The sequence below is a fragment of the Streptomyces sp. NPDC029159 genome, assembly GCF_055564055.1.
On record NZ_JBVHWT010000001.1, the window covers coordinates 470,313 to 484,076 of the forward strand.

Annotated in this window: 11 protein-coding genes; 1 reads left to right on the plus strand and 10 read right to left on the minus strand. The window is 75.3% G+C overall.

Annotated features, from left to right (window positions below; translation table 11 throughout):
* Positions 1-57: 57 nt before the first annotated feature.
* Complete coding sequence (locus ACZ4U4_RS02130) at positions 58-1,500, plus strand: proline-rich domain-containing protein (RefSeq protein ID WP_467868359.1); 1,443 nt, start codon at positions 58-60, stop codon at positions 1,498-1,500.
* Between the two features lie 43 nt (positions 1,501-1,543).
* Here ACZ4U4_RS02130 and ACZ4U4_RS02135 read toward each other — a convergent pair whose 3' ends face one another.
* The 10 genes from ACZ4U4_RS02135 to ACZ4U4_RS02180 all read right to left on the minus strand — a co-directional run bounded on the left by ACZ4U4_RS02135 (position 1,544) and on the right by ACZ4U4_RS02180 (position 13,721).
* Positions 1,544-2,092, minus strand: a complete 549-nt coding sequence (locus ACZ4U4_RS02135) for a SigE family RNA polymerase sigma factor (protein ID WP_467868361.1) — start codon at positions 2,090-2,092, stop codon at positions 1,544-1,546.
* Between the two features lie 182 nt (positions 2,093-2,274).
* On the minus strand, positions 2,275-4,830 hold the full coding sequence (locus ACZ4U4_RS02140; RefSeq protein ID WP_467868363.1) for an FtsX-like permease family protein: 2,556 nt from the start codon (positions 4,828-4,830) through the stop codon (positions 2,275-2,277).
* Between the two features lie 115 nt (positions 4,831-4,945).
* Entirely contained in the window at positions 4,946-5,743 is a 798-nt protein-coding gene (locus tag ACZ4U4_RS02145) for an ABC transporter ATP-binding protein (protein ID WP_467868365.1), read from the minus strand.
* A 243-nt stretch (positions 5,744-5,986) separates the two neighbouring features.
* On the minus strand, positions 5,987-6,604 hold the full coding sequence (locus tag ACZ4U4_RS02150) for a response regulator (RefSeq protein WP_467868925.1): 618 nt from the start codon (positions 6,602-6,604) through the stop codon (positions 5,987-5,989).
* A 47-nt stretch (positions 6,605-6,651) separates the two neighbouring features.
* Complete coding sequence (locus ACZ4U4_RS02155; protein WP_467868367.1) at positions 6,652-8,325, minus strand: sensor histidine kinase; 1,674 nt, start codon at positions 8,323-8,325, stop codon at positions 6,652-6,654.
* Between the two features lie 460 nt (positions 8,326-8,785).
* On the minus strand, positions 8,786-9,970 hold the full coding sequence (locus ACZ4U4_RS02160; RefSeq protein ID WP_467868368.1) for a lipid-transfer protein: 1,185 nt from the start codon (positions 9,968-9,970) through the stop codon (positions 8,786-8,788).
* Positions 9,967-10,398, minus strand: a complete 432-nt coding sequence (locus ACZ4U4_RS02165) for a MaoC family dehydratase (RefSeq protein WP_467868369.1) — start codon at positions 10,396-10,398, stop codon at positions 9,967-9,969. The genes ACZ4U4_RS02160 and ACZ4U4_RS02165 overlap by 4 nt, the downstream gene beginning before the upstream one ends.
* The gene (locus tag ACZ4U4_RS02170) at positions 10,395-11,468 is read right to left on the minus strand and encodes an acyl-CoA dehydrogenase family protein (protein ID WP_467868370.1); all 1,074 of its coding nucleotides are present in this window, start codon (positions 11,466-11,468) and stop codon (positions 10,395-10,397) included. Before ACZ4U4_RS02170 ends, ACZ4U4_RS02165 begins: the two co-directional genes overlap by 4 nt.
* A 1-nt stretch (position 11,469) precedes the next feature.
* Entirely contained in the window at positions 11,470-12,567 is a 1,098-nt protein-coding gene (locus tag ACZ4U4_RS02175; protein WP_467868372.1) for a bifunctional MaoC family dehydratase N-terminal/OB-fold nucleic acid binding domain-containing protein, read from the minus strand.
* The gene (locus ACZ4U4_RS02180) at positions 12,564-13,721 is read right to left on the minus strand and encodes an acyl-CoA dehydrogenase family protein (RefSeq protein WP_467868374.1); all 1,158 of its coding nucleotides are present in this window, start codon (positions 13,719-13,721) and stop codon (positions 12,564-12,566) included. Before ACZ4U4_RS02180 ends, ACZ4U4_RS02175 begins: the two co-directional genes overlap by 4 nt.
* Positions 13,722-13,764: the final 43 nt, after the last annotated feature.

Here is a 13,764-nt window from a genome sequence, read left to right on the forward strand (position 1 = left end):
CGGGGCGGGGCCATCGGGGGCCGTGCCGCCCACGCGTCGCACACGGGGGTTCATCGCATGTTCGGGATCGTCAGGCCCTGCGCGCACCGGCTGGCCGGTGGGTTGAAGGCGGAGTGGATGGCGCATCTGTGCGGGCTGTGTCTGGCGCTCCGCGCCGATCACGGGCAGTTCGCGCGGGTCGTCACCAACTACGACGGGTTGATCGTCTCGGTGCTGACCGATGCGCAGCGCGGCCTCGCGCCGGGCGGGCGCCGCACCGCGGGGCCGTGTCCGCTGCGGGGGATGCGGACCGCGTCGGTGGCCAAGGGCGAGGGGGCGCGGCTCGCGGCGTCGGTCTCGCTGGTTCTCGCCTCGGCGAAGCTCCGCGATCATGTCGCGGACCGGGACGGGCTGCTGCGGCGCCGCCCGGTGGCCGCCGCGGCCCGTAAGGTCGCGGCCGGGTGGGACCGCGCGGGGGCCCGTACGGGTGCCGGGCTCGGCTTCGACACCGCCGTCCTCGTGGACGCGGTCGACCGGCAGGAGGGCATCGAGCAACTGGCCGGTCCCGGTACGCCGTTGACGGTGATCACCGAGCCGACCGAGACGGCGACGGCGGCAGCCTTCGCCCACACCGCGGTACTCGCCGGGCGGCCGGCGAACGCCGCCCCGCTCGCCGAGGCCGGGCGGCTCTTCGGGCGGCTCGCGCACCTCCTCGACGCCGTGGAGGACCGCGCGGCCGACGCCGCCGAGGGCGCCTGGAACCCGCTCGCCGTCACCGGTGCCTCCCTGCCCGAGGCCCGTCGGCTCTGCGACGACGCGCTGCACGGCATCCGGCTGGCGCTGCGCGACGTCGCCTTCACGGACGGGAAGCTGGCGCACGTCCTGCTCGTCCACGAGCTGCGGCGCTCGGTGGACCGGGCGTTCGGGACGGAGTCCTGCGGGCACGGGTCCGGTGGCCCCGGCGGCGTCCCGCACCTCAACCGCCCGCAGGGCACCCCCGGGCCGTACGGGAACCCGGCCGGGGCTCCGAACCCTTACGGGGAGCCGAACCCTTACGGGAGCCCGAACCCGTACGGGACGCCCGGGCCCGCCGCGCCCCCTCCGCAGGGCGCACCTGTCGGCGGCAATCCGTACACGACCGGGCCGCAGCACCTCAACGGCGCGCAGCCGCCGCAGCCGGGCGGCGGGGCGACGCCGCCGCACCGGTACGACGGCGGGGCGGACGGCGGTCACGGCGGGGGCGGTTCGCACGGGGGCGGCGGCGGGGCGCACGGCGGTGCACCGGCGCCGCAGCCGCCCAAGCCGCCGCGCGGGCTGCTCGCCGGGTGCCTGGTCGCCGTCGGCCTGTGCTGCTCCTGCCAGGTCTGCTGCGCGAGCAGCTACGAGGGCCCCTGGTCACGGAAGAAGCACGAGGGGTGCTGCCACTCCGCCTGCGACGGGTGCGACTGCGACTGCTGCGACGGCTGCTGCTGTGACGGGTGTGACGGCTGCTGCTGCGACGGGTGCTGCTGCGACTGCTGAGCCAACTCCCCCGCTACGTAAGCGAGTTGGCCGGTTGATCCGGTCAGCCGAACAGCGCCGGCGCCAGTTCCTCGTCCTCGCGGAGCTTGACCAGGGCGCGGGAGACGGCGCTCTTGACCGTGCCGACCGAGACCTCCATGATCTCGGCGGTCTGCGCCTCGCTCAGGTCCTCGTAGTAGCGGAGCACGACCATGGCGCGCTGGCGGGGCGGCAGCCGCATGATGGCGCGCCACATCGCGTCCCGCAGCCCCTGGAGCTCGGCGGGGTCGGGCGCGGGCACCGGGTCCGGCTCGGGCAGCTCCTCGCAGACGAATTCGTCGACCTTGCGCTTGCGCCACTGGGAGGTGCGGGTGTTGAGCAGCGCCCGGCGGACGTAGCCGTCCAGGGCGCGGTGGTCCTCGATGCGGTCCCAGGCGACGAACGTCTTGGCCAGCGCGGTCTGGAGCAGGTCCTCCGCGTCGTTGGGGTCGGTGAGCGACCGCGCCGCCCGCATCAGCACCGGGCCCCGGGCCCGTACGTACGACGAGAACGACGGGTACGACGGGCGCGCGGCGGCGGACTGCGCGGGGGGTGTGCACACTGGCGTGGTCATGGCTCCACGCTAGAAGCGGCCCACCCCCCGGCGGATCGCCCCAAGGTGCCGAAGCGCCGTCCGTCTGAAGTTGTACGGGTGGGGTTCGCCCCACCTCCTTCGGACGGAGGGCGGACCCCGGTTCCGTAGGGGGTGTGCCCCGGACCCGTAGGGCACGGCCCGTAGGGCGTACGCGCCCCGGGTCAGGTCTCCGCGGTGGCCTCCAGGGGGCTGAGGTTCGCGGCGCGGCGGGCCGGGAGGGCGGCGGCGAGGGCGCCGACCGCGAGCGCGAGGGCGCAGGTGAGCAGCAGCGTTCCCCAGGGAGGGGCGAAGGAGTACTGCTTGATGGAGCCGTTGGCCAGGGAGCTGACGGCCCAGGCGCCGAAGAGGCCGCTCACGAGGCCGAGGACGGTGCCGAAGGCGGCGACGGTCAGCGCCTCCAGACGGATCATGGTGCGGATACCGGCGCGGTGCATGCCGAGGGCGCGCAGCACGCCGATCTCCCGGGTGCGGTCGGCGACGGACAGGGCCAGGGTGTTGGCGATGCCGAGGCCGGAGATGACACCGCCGAGGACGAGCAGGCCGTACATCAGGTCGAGCACGGTGCCCATGGCGCCGGCGGCCTCCTGGACGACGTCGTCGCGGCTCTCGATCTTCAGCAACGGGTTCCGGCCGGTGGCGCCCAGGAGTTCGGCCCGGGAGACGCCGTCGGCGGCGACGAGGACGCGCTGGACGTACCCGGCGTGGCCGTCGGCGCGCTGCATCTCGCTCCGGTCGCCGAGGGCGTCCGCGGCGGTGGGGTTGTCCCGGTAGACGCCGATGACGGTGTAGGTCCTGGCGTCCGCGGTGCCGGGGCCGGGGGCGGCCTCGGTCCGGCTGCCGACCGTCAGGCCGTCCTCGCGAGCGGTGGTCTCGGAGACGGCGATGGCGCCCGGCCGGAGGCCGTCGAGGGAGCCGGCGACGAAGTCCAGTGCCATCACGGAGTGCACGGTGGCCGGATCGACGCCGGTGACGCTCAGCACGTCGCCGCCGACGATCAGTTGGCTGTCGGCGACGCCGCTCGCCGTCCGCACGCCGGGGGTGGCGGCGATCCGTCGCACGGTGGCCGGGTCGATGCCGGTCATCCGGTCGGCGCTGATCAGGTAGTCGGCGGTGAGGCCGGCGGCGGCCTGCCGGTCGAGGGCCCGGGCGCCGGAGTGGCCGATGGTGGCAAGGCCCGTGGTCAGCGCGGTGCTGACGAGCACGGCGGCGGCGGTGGCGGCGGTGCGGCGCGGGTCGCGCAGCGCGTTCTCGCGGGAGAGCCGGCCGGCGGTGCCGAACCGTGCGGTGAGCCCTCCGACGGCCCGGATCACGGGCCCCGCCAGGATCGGGGCGAGCAGGAGCAGGCCGATGACGAGGAGGAACGCGCCGAACATCGCGTTTTGGAGGTTCTCGTCCGAGGCGTCCTCGGCGCCGGAGAGGGAGATCAGCAGCCCCGCGCCGCCGAGGGCGAGCAGCGCCCCCGCGAGGGCCCGGTAGCGGGAACGGGCGGCGGGCGGCGGCCGGTGGGCCGCGCGCATCGCCTCGACCGGAGCTATCCCGGCCGCCTTGCGGGACGGCAGCCAGGCGGCGAGCACGGTGACACCGACGCCCAGGAGGAGGGCGGCGGCGACGGGGGCCGGGCCGATCACGAGGGGCCCGGTGGGCTGGGCCTTCCCGTCGACGGTCAGGAGGTGGGGCAGGGCGGCGGCGACGCCGGTGCCGAGCGCGAGGCCGAGGACCGAGGAGGCCAGGCCGATGACGGCGGCCTCGCACAGCAGTGAGCGGATCACCTGGCGGCGGGAGGCGCCGATCGCCCGCAGGAGCGCGATCTCCCGGCTGCGGCGGGCGACGAGCACGGTGAAGGTGTTGACGATCAGGAACGATCCGATGAAGAGGGCGACGACGGCGTAGATCAGCGCGATCTTCTCGATGCCCCGGATCCGGGTGCCGATGTACCTGTTCTGCTGCTCGGCGAGGTCGCTGCCGGTCCTGACCTCGGCCCGGTCGGCGGGGAGTGCCGCGGTGACGCGCCCGGCCAGTTCGGACGCGGTGACGCCGGGCTCGGCCGACAGGTCGATCGAGGTGTAGGCGCCGGGGGCGGCGAACAGTTTCCGGGCGGTGGCCTTGTCGAACAGGGTCAGCGTGCCGCCGCCGGAGGTGACGCGGGTGTCCTCGGTGGTGACGAGGCCGACGAGGCGCTTGGTCAGGACGGGGCCGTCGGTGGCGAGGGTGACCTCGTCCCCGACGGCGAGCTTGCCGCGGGCGGCGGTGGCGCTGTCCACGGCGATCTCGCCGGCGTTCCGGGGCGCGTGGCCGGCGGCCAGCGGGAAGCGCGGGTCCGTGCCGTCGTGCCCGGGGATCCAGGCGTCCGCCCGGTTGCCGCCGAGGTCGTCGCTGCGCAGCGGGGTGCCGTCGGCGGCGTTCAGCACGGCGGAGCCGTCGATCGCGGGCCGGACGGAGGCGACTCCGGGCACGTCGGCCAACTCCGCCGCGACCGCGTCGTCGAGCACCGGCCGCCGGTCCTTCGGCGCGGGCTGCCCGGGCAGCGGCGGCTTGGGGGCGAGGCGGACGGCGATGTCGGCGTAGTTCTCGGCGGCGGCGGCGCGGTGGGCGGCGACGGAGGTCTCGCCGAAGATCAGGGCGCCGCTGACGAAGGCGACGCCGAGGCAGGCCGCGAGGACGCTCATCAGCAGGCGGGCCTTGTGCGCCAGGACGTTGCGCAGGGCTGTTCTCAGCATGGGTGGGCTTCCGGAGCGAGAGGGAGGGGCGGGCGGGGGCCTGTCGTCGGACTCCCGTCGTTCGCCCGGCGGGCGGGCCGGGCGGGAGTCCGACGGCAGGCCCCGGGGGGGCACGTCAGTTGGTGCGGTCTCGGGCGTCGAGATCCTTCATGCGGTCCAGCACCCGGTCGGGAGTGGGCCGGCTCATCTCGTCGACCGGGCGGCCGTCGGCGAGGAAGACGATCCGGTCGGCGTAGCCGGCGGCCACCGGGTCGTGCGTGACCATCACGACGGTCTGGCCCCACTCGCGTACGGAGTCGCGGAGGAAGCCGAGGACTTCGGCGCCGGCGCGGGAGTCGAGGCTGCCGGTGGGCTCGTCGCCGAAGACGATGGCGGGCCGCGAGACCAGGGCGCGGGCGATGGCGACACGCTGCTGCTGGCCGCCGGAGAGCTGGGCCGGCCGGTGGCCGAGGCGGTCGGCGAGGCCGGTCCGCGCCACCACGCGCTCCAGCCAGGCGCCGTCGACGGGGCGGCCGGCGAGGTCCGTGGCGAGGGTGATGTTCTCCCGTGCGGTCAGGGTCGGCAGGAGGTTGAACGCCTGGAAGATGAAGCCGATCCGGTCCCGGCGCACCGCGGTGAGCTGCCGGTCGTCGAGCGTGCCCAGTTCGGTGCTGCCGAGCCGCACGGAGCCGGAGGTGGCGGAGTCCAGGCCGGCGACGCAGTGCATCAGGGTGGATTTGCCGGAGCCGGAAGGGCCCATGATCGCGGTGAACTCGCCCTCCCGGAAGGAGAGGGTGACGCGGTCCAGGGCGGTCACACAGGTGTCGCCGGTGCCGTACACCTTCGTCAGATCCACCGTGCACGCCGCGATACCGGGCGTGCGGTGCGAGCCGTCGAGGGCGGGCGGGGACGGGGGGAAGAGCTGCGGGGCCATGACACTCCGACGGGGGACGAGGGCGCCGTATGCGGGAACGGGCCGGGGACACGCACCATCGTCGGCCCGCCTGACCTGCACGGACATCGTTCGCGAGAGCGGACTTCGGCTCCGTCGTCGGACAGGTGGCGTGCGGGAGAACCCATGGCCGGGTCCTCCTCGGGGAGGGCCGCCGGCTCTGTCGTCCGGCGGAGGAAGGGGCGCCATCGGGGAACGGCGCGGAACGGAGGCTCCGGGCCCGGGTCAGGTCACGAGGCCGGTGCGGTGGGCGAGGAGGGCGGCCTGGACGCGGCCGGAGGCACCCGTCTTGCCGAGGACGGCCTCGACGTGGGTCTTGACGGTGCCGAGGGTGATGCCGAGCCGGTCGGCGATGTCCCGGTTGGCGAGCCCCTCGCCCAGCAGCGTGAGCACCTGCCGCTCCCGGTCGGTCAACCGGGCGATCCGCTCGTCGAGTTCGGGCGGGGCGGGCCGGAAGCTCTGGACCATGCGCGCCACGACGGCACCGGTGACCTGCGGGGACAACACGGAATCCCCGGCGGCCGCCGCCCGCACCGCCCGGATCAGCTCCTCGGGGCCCTCGTCCTTGAGGAGGAACCCGGCCGCCCCCGCGCGCAACGCGGTCAGGACGTTGTCGTCGGTGCCGAAGGTGGTCAGCATCAGCACCCGGGGAGCGGGGTCCAGGGCGAGCAGGGGGCCGATCGCGGCGAGCCCGTCGCAGGCGGGCATGTAGATGTCCAGCAGGACCACGTCGGGGCGGTGGGCGGCGGCTTCCCCGACCGCCTGCCGGCCGTCGGCGGCCTCGGCGACCACCTCAAGGCCGTCCGCGTGATCGAGGATCATCCGGACCGCGGCCCGGATCATCTCCTCGTCGTCGGCGAGCAGGACGCGGATCGGGTCGGCGGTGCCGGTCACAGGCTCTCCCAGGGGGTGCTGTCGTGCACCGTCGGAACGGTGAACGTTTCGATGGCGATCAGCCGCCGGCCGGCGTCGAAGCAGTAGCGCTCCACGGGCAGGGCCGCGGCCGGCCGGTGATCGGACCGCGGGCCGAATCTGTAGACGCAGCCGGCCGCCGCTGCCGGGCGGCCGGGTTCCCGCCCGGCAGCGGCGGCCCGCGCGCCCACGTCGTCGCTCCGCCCGGTGTTCCGGAATTCCTCAAGGGTCATGCCGGTACGGGGTTCCGGCGGGATCGGCGACGGCCGGGGCGAGGTGGAGTACGCGAATCCGATCCCCACCAGGATCAGCGCCGCGAGTCCGGCCAGCGCCCCACCGAGCACCGAGGTCCGCATCGCCCGGCGCCTCCCCGCCGGGGGCGCCGGCGGGGCCGCGGGGGAGGGCGGCGGATTCCCGGGCGGCGGGCCGGACCTGGCTGCGCCCGCCGGGCCCGTGGGGAGGCCGGCGGCGAGCCGGAAGCCGCCGTCGGGGAGCGGCCCGGCGGTGAAGGACCCGCCCAGGAACTCGACGCGCTCGCGCAGGGCGGGCAGGCCGCGGCCCGTTCCCGCGTCCTCGGCGGCCGCGGGCCGCGGCGGGGCGGTGTTGCGGACGACGACCCGCACCAGCTCCGCGTCGTGGGTGACGGCGACGGTGACCGCGGTGTCCGGCGCGTAGCGGTGCACATTGGTGAGGGCCTCGCGCACCAGCCGGTGCACCGCGCGCCGGACCGGCATCCCCGTCTCCGTCAGGTCCGCGCCCGTCCACTCCAGGCGGACGTCGATCCCGCCGGCGGCCGACCGGGCGACCAGCTCCTCGACGTCGGCGCGGGTGCCGGTGTCCTCCGTCAGCGCCTCCTCGGCCCGGGTGCTCACGCCCAGCGGGTCGAGGACGCCCAGCGCCTGACGCAGCTCGCGCAGCGCGTCCCGGACGGTCGTACGCACCGCGGCGGCGTCCGGCCGCAGTGCGGGGGCGGTCTTCTCCAGGGCGAGTTCCAGACCGCCTACGTGGAGGGAGGCCAGGCTCAGCCGGTGGCCGACCAGATCGTGCATCTCGGAGGCGATCCGGGACCGTTCCTGGGTGCGGGCCTCGCTGTCGGCGAGGGCGCGCGCCCGTTCGGCCGCGTCGGCCCGCTCCCGCAGGGCCGCCACCACCCGGTCCTCCTGGCCGAAGACCGTGCCGACCAGACCGGGCACCACCACCGACGCCACCGCCAGCACCAGCCCGAGGGCGACGGCGTAGGGCAGGGAGGTGAGGCCGGACCAGGAGGCGGCGGTGGCCACGACCGCCGAGCCGACCGGCAGGGCCACCGCCCAGGCCCACGGGCCCATCCGGCGCCGGCCGGGAAGCAGCAGGCGGGAGACGGTGTAGGCGGTCGCCCCGGTGATCGGTCCCAGGAACGGGAGCAGCCCCGCCGAGGCGGCGGAGAGCAGCAGGACCGGTACCGGGTGGCGGCGGCGCAGCGGGTAGAGGACGGCGGCCACGGCAATCGCCGCAAGCTGGAGGACCGGCCGGGGCATCTCCCACAGGCTCAGCCCCGCCGCGCACATCAGACCGGTGAAGGCGGCCGCGAAGGCCCCTTCCGCAACCCCGCGCCCCCATCCGGTGCCGACGGCCGCGCGGCAGACCTCGACAACACGGCTGACCTGGGACATGCCTTCAGTATCGGCACGCGCCCCGGCCGCGGACGTACCCCCGGGGAACGACCCGCCTCCGCCGAACGACGGAGACCGGCGGCAACCGCCCTGGAGGGGTACGGAACACCCACCCCGCAAATCCCCCAAAAATCTCCACAAGGGGCTTTTCACCCATAGGTGTGGTGAGTATCATAAATAACAGCCTGCGGGGCGAGCGAGGGAGTTCGACCGGAGCGTATCCGCCAGAGAGGACACAGGTTCTCTCGCACAGGAGAGGATGAGAGTTCTCTCGAATACGCAAGGGCCGGGCTGAGAGGCCGGAAGGTCGGGGAGACCGGAAGGCGACCTCCATCACCTGATGCGGACAATGCCGCCGAAGGAAGCCCACCTCGCAGGTTCATGACGCCCGGAGCCGCAAGTCGGCGCCGGGCGCCGCCGTGTGCGGGCCGCGGCCCCGGGCACGGCGGCGTGCGGGCCTTTACGCCCCGTCCCGCCCCAGGATCAACCCCGACGTGGGCACCCCCGTACCCGCCGTGACGAGGACGTGGGCCGCGTCCGGGATCTGGTTCACGGCGCTCCCGCGGACCTGGCGCACCGCCTCCGCGATGCCGTTCATGCCGTGCAGATACGCCTCGCCGAGCTGGCCGCCGTGGGTGTTGAGCGGCAGCGTGCCGGCCGCGACGAAGGCGGGGGCCTCGCCGGGGGCGCAGAAGCCGAACTCCTCCAGCTGCATCAGCACGAACGGGGTGAAGTGGTCGTAGAGGATCGCCACGTCGATGTCGGCGGGGGTGCGGCCCGAGGTGCGCCACAGCTGGCGGGCCACGACGGCCATTTCGGGGAGACCGGCGAGGTCGGACGGGTAGAAGTCGGCGCGGTAATAGCTGGTCATCTGCTCCTGGGCGCGGCCGGCGCCCTGGGCCGCGGCGGTGATCAGGGCGGGCGGGCGCCGCAGGTCCCGGGCGCGTGCGGCGGTGGTGACGACGAGCGCCTGCCCGCCGTCGGTCTCCTGGCAGCAGTCGAGCAGGCGCAGCGGTTCGACGATGGGCCGGGACCCTGCGTGATCGGCGAGGGTGATCGGGCGGCCGTGGAAGTACGCCGCCGGGTTGGTCGCCGCGTACCGGCGGCCGGTGACGGCGACGTGGCCGAACGCCTCGGGGGTGAGCCCGTAGGTGTGGAGGTAGCGCTGGGCGGCCATGGCGACCCAGGAGGCGGGGGTGAGGAGGCCGGGCGGGAGGTTCCAGCCGAGGGCGGTGCCTTCGGCGGACGGTTCGCGGTGCTGGACGCCGGAGCCGAAGCGGCGGCCGGAGCGTTCGTTGAAGGCGCGGTAGCAGACGACGACCTCGGCGATGCCGGTGGCGACGGCGAGCGCCGCCTGCTGGACGGTGGCGCAGGCGGCGCCGCCCCCGTAGTGGACGCGGGAGAAGAAGGAGAGTTCGCCGATGCCGGTGGCCTGGGCGACGGCGATCTCGGGGCTGGTGTCCATGGTGAAGGTGACCAGCCCGTCGACGTCGGACGGGGCGAGCCCGGCGTCGTCGAGTGCGGCGCGTACCGCCTCGGCGGCGAGGGTCAGTTCGCTGCGGCCGGAGTCCTTGGAGAACTCGGTGGCCCCGATGCCGACGACGGCTGCCCGGCCGCCCAGGGTGTCCGCGCGGCGCACGCTCATGGGGCGGCGCTCCCTCCGGTGACGGGCACCGTGAGGGTCACGGTGCCGGTGACGTGGTGCCCGAGGCCGTTCGCACCGGCCACCCGGACCCGTACGGTCGCGCCGTCCACCTCGGTGACCATGCCCGTCAACTCCATGGTGTCCCCGGGGTAGTTGGGTGCGCCTAGACGGATGGCGACCTTGCGGAGGACGGCGGCGGGGCCGAAGTGGTCGGTGAGGTAGCGGCCGACGAGGCCGTTGGTGGTGAGGATGTTCATGAAGATGTCCGGCGAGCCCTTCGCGCGGGCGGCCTCGGCGTCGTGGTGGACGTCCTGGTAGTCGCGGGAGGCGAGGGCCCCGGAGACGATCAGGGTGCGGGTGATCGGGATGCGGAGGGGCGGGAGGGTGTCGCCGGGGGCGGGGGGCTTCCGCTGCGCGTCGCCGCTCATGAAGCCACCTCCTCGTCGACGAGGAACTCGCCGAGTTCTTCGAGGAGTTGGGCGCCCGCGCCGAGGTCGGCCGCGAGGTGGCGTCCCCACAGGAAGTGCCGGTGGACGGGGTGGCCGACGTCGGCGCCGAGGCCGCCGTGGAGATGCTGGACGGCGTGGACCACGCGGGTGCCGGCCTCGGCGGCCCACCAGGCGGCGGTCAGCGCGTGCGGTGCGGCGCCGCGCCCGGTGTCCCGCCGCCAGGCCGCCTCGTACGCGGTGACCCGGATCGCCTCGGTGTCCAGATGGGCGTCGGCGGCACGCAGCAGGACGGCCTGGTGGGCGTCGAGCGGTTTGCCGAACTGCTGCCGCTCGGCGGTGTGTGCCACGGCCCGCGCGAGGGCGCCCGCGCAGACGCCCGCCTGGAGCCCGGCGTGTGCGATCCGGGCGCAGGCCAGCACGGACGCGTACGGGCCGGGGCCGGCCGGTTCCGGGGCGCCGCCGAGCCGTTCGGCGGGGGCTTCGGTGAGGTCGAGGCGCCCCGCGGACCAGGGCGCGGTGGTCGCGACCGGGGTGACCGCGACGCCCGGCGCATCGGTCCGCAGCAGCCACAACTCCCGGTCCGCGTCGGGCACCAGCACCACATCGGCGCAGGTCAGCCAGGGGACGACGGGCACGGTGCCGGTCAGGTGGGCGGCGGGTCCGGCTCCGGCGCGGGCCCGTACGGCGGGTGGTTCGCCGGTCCCGAAGGCGCCGGTGGCCACCGTCCCGCCGTCGGTCAGCTCCGGCAGCAGGCGCTCGCGCTGCTCCGGCGCACCGTGCGCGGCCACCGCGAGGACGCCGTACGCGCCGGTGGCGGCGAGCGGGACCTGTGCGGTGGTCCGTCCGGCCTGCTCCAGCAGCAGGACCAGCCCGAGCAGCCCGGTCTCGGTGACGGAGTCCACCACTCCGGCCCGGCAGAGCGTCTGCCACAGGGCGGTGTCGGCGTCCGTGCCCAGGGCCGTCAGCCGCTCGGGCGTGGACCGGTCGCCGAAGATCTCCGCGGCGAGTCCGGCCGCCGCCTGCTGCTCCCGCGTCGGCGTGAAGTCCATCTCAGCCCTCCTCCCGGGGCGGGTGCGCCGCCCCCGGCTCCGCGCGGAACACCGGCAGCTCCCACGCCCCCTTCGCGTCCCTGACCTGCTGAAACTCCAGCCGTACCGGCATCCCGATGCGCACCGCGTCATACGGCACACCGGTGACGCCGGCGACCAGCCGCACCCCCTCGTCCAGCGCGATCAGCGCGACCGCGTACGGCGGGTCGAAGGCGGGGAACGGCGGGTGGTGCATCACGACGTACGAGTGGACGGTGCCGCCACCGGCCGCCTCGACGGTGTCCCACTCGGGCGCTCCGCAGCGCGCGCACCCCGGCAGCCAGGGCATCCGCAGCCGCCCGCAGCCGGTGCACCGCTGGATCAGCAGCCGGTGTTCGGCCACGCCCGCCCAGAATCCGGCGTTGTCACGGTTGATCACGGGCCGGGGGCGGGCGGGGGCGGCGTCCGGGCCTCCCTCACGGGATGTGGCGGCGGGCTCGGGGGTCCCCTTACGGGTGCCGGGCACGGCCTCGGGGCCGGTCCCGGGGCCACCCTTACGGGCTGCGCTCCCGGAGCCCGATCCTCCCGGACTCCCCGGACTCCCGGCCCCCGGCGCGTACTTCAGAATCCGGAAACGGTGCGTTCCCGCGGGCAGACCCCCGGCCCGGACGTCCATCCGCGTCGTGACGAAGTACCCGCTGCCCAGCTTCGTCGTCTTCCGCGGTGACACCGACTCGATGACCGCGTCGAAGGTGATCTCGTCGCCGGGCCGCAGCGGGCGCAGATACTCCTGCTCGCAGTCGGTGGCCACCACGGCGGTGCACCCGGCGCCGTCCAGCAGTGCGGTCAGCTCGTCGTAGGCGGCCGAGCGGCCCTGGTGGCCGGAGAGGCCGCCCATCGTCCACGCCTGGAGCATCGTCGGCGGGGCGACGGCGTCCGGCCCCCGGTACGCGGGGTGGCTGTCGCCCATCGCCTCGCACCAGTGGCGGATCATCGCCGCGTTGACCGGGTCCTTGCCGCGTCCGCCGGTCGCCGCGGGCCGCCCCTCGAACGCCTTGAGCCGCGCGTACAGCGCGTCGTCGCCGGCCGCCGCGCCCCGCGCCTCGTCCCCGCCGTTCACCGCCGCCCCCTCCGCATCCCCAGCCGCATGGTCGCGACCAGCTCCCGCTGGATCTCGCTCACCCCGCCGCCGAACGTGTTGATCTGCGCCGCCCGGTTCATCCGCTCCAGCACGCCGTCCCCGAAGGCGCCGGGCGCTCCGGCCCGGATCAGCGCCGCGTCGCCCACCGCCTCCTGGCACAGCCGGTACACCTCGACCGCGCTCTCCGTCCCGGCGAACTTCACCCCGGCGGCGTCGCCCGGCGCGAGCGTCCCGGCGCCGACGTCGCCGACCAGCCGCCAGTTCAGCAGCCGGGTCGCGGCCAGCCGGGCGTACGCCTCGGCCAGCCGGGAGCGCACCCACGGACGGTCGGCGGGGCGCCGCCCGGTCGCCGGGTCGGGCGTGCGGGCGTGGGCGAGCGCCGCCTCGTAGACGTCCTCCGCCTGCATCCCGATGGCGGCGAGCGCGACCCGTTCGTGGTTGAGCTGGTGGGTGATCAGCCGCCAGCCGGTGTTCTCGGCGCCGACGAGGTTGTCCGCCGGGACCCGTACGCCGTCGTAGTACGTCGCGGTGGTCGTCAGCCCGCCGACCGTCTCGATCGGCGTCCAGGAGAAGCCGGGCGCGTCCGTCGGGACGAGGAGCAGGGAGATGCCGCGGTGTTTGGGCGCGTCCGGGTCGGTGCGGCAGGCGAGCCAGATCCAGTCCGCCTGGTGGGCGTTGCTGGTGAAGATCTTGGAGCCGTCGATCCGCCAGCCGTCGCCGTCGCGGACCGCGCGGGTGCGCAGCGACGCCAGGTCGGTGCCGGCCTCCGGTTCGGTGTAGCCGATCGCGAAGACGGTCTCGCCGCTGAGGATGCGGGGCAGGAAGTACGCCTGCTGCCGCTCGGTGCCGTACGCCATCAGGGTCGGGCCGACGGTGTTGAGCGTGACCATCGAGACGGGTGCGCCCGCCCGGTACCCCTCGTCGAAGAAGACGAACTGTTCGTCGGGGCCGCGGCCCTGCCCGCCGTGCTCCCGGGGCCAGCCGAGGCCCAGCATGCCGTCCGCGCCGATCCGCCGCAGCACGGCCCGCTGCGCGGCGGCCCCTTCGGGTGGCCCGTCCGGCATCACCTCCCGGAAGTAGGCGCGGAGTTCGGCGCGCAGTTCCTGTTGGCGTGCGGTGGGCGCGAGGTGCACGTCGACGGCCTCCCCTTCGGGGCACGGGCGGCGCGGGGCAGGG

Coding starts and splice junctions, on each gene's coding strand:
- ACZ4U4_RS02130 (WP_467868359.1), top strand. CDS start 58: ATGTTCGGGATCGTCAGGCCCTGCGCGCACCGGCTGGCCGGTGGGTTG.
- ACZ4U4_RS02135 (WP_467868361.1), bottom strand. CDS start 2,092: ATGACCACGCCAGTGTGCACACCCCCCGCGCAGTCCGCCGCCGCGCGC.
- ACZ4U4_RS02140 (WP_467868363.1), bottom strand. CDS start 4,830: ATGCTGAGAACAGCCCTGCGCAACGTCCTGGCGCACAAGGCCCGCCTG.
- ACZ4U4_RS02145 (WP_467868365.1), bottom strand. CDS start 5,743: ATGGCCCCGCAGCTCTTCCCCCCGTCCCCGCCCGCCCTCGACGGCTCG.
- ACZ4U4_RS02150 (WP_467868925.1), bottom strand. CDS start 6,604: ATGATCCGGGCCGCGGTCCGGATGATCCTCGATCACGCGGACGGCCTT.
- ACZ4U4_RS02155 (WP_467868367.1), bottom strand. CDS start 8,325: ATGTCCCAGGTCAGCCGTGTTGTCGAGGTCTGCCGCGCGGCCGTCGGC.
- ACZ4U4_RS02160 (WP_467868368.1), bottom strand. CDS start 9,970: ATGAGCGTGCGCCGCGCGGACACCCTGGGCGGCCGGGCAGCCGTCGTC.
- ACZ4U4_RS02165 (WP_467868369.1), bottom strand. CDS start 10,398: ATGAGCGGCGACGCGCAGCGGAAGCCCCCCGCCCCCGGCGACACCCTC.
- ACZ4U4_RS02170 (WP_467868370.1), bottom strand. CDS start 11,468: ATGGACTTCACGCCGACGCGGGAGCAGCAGGCGGCGGCCGGACTCGCC.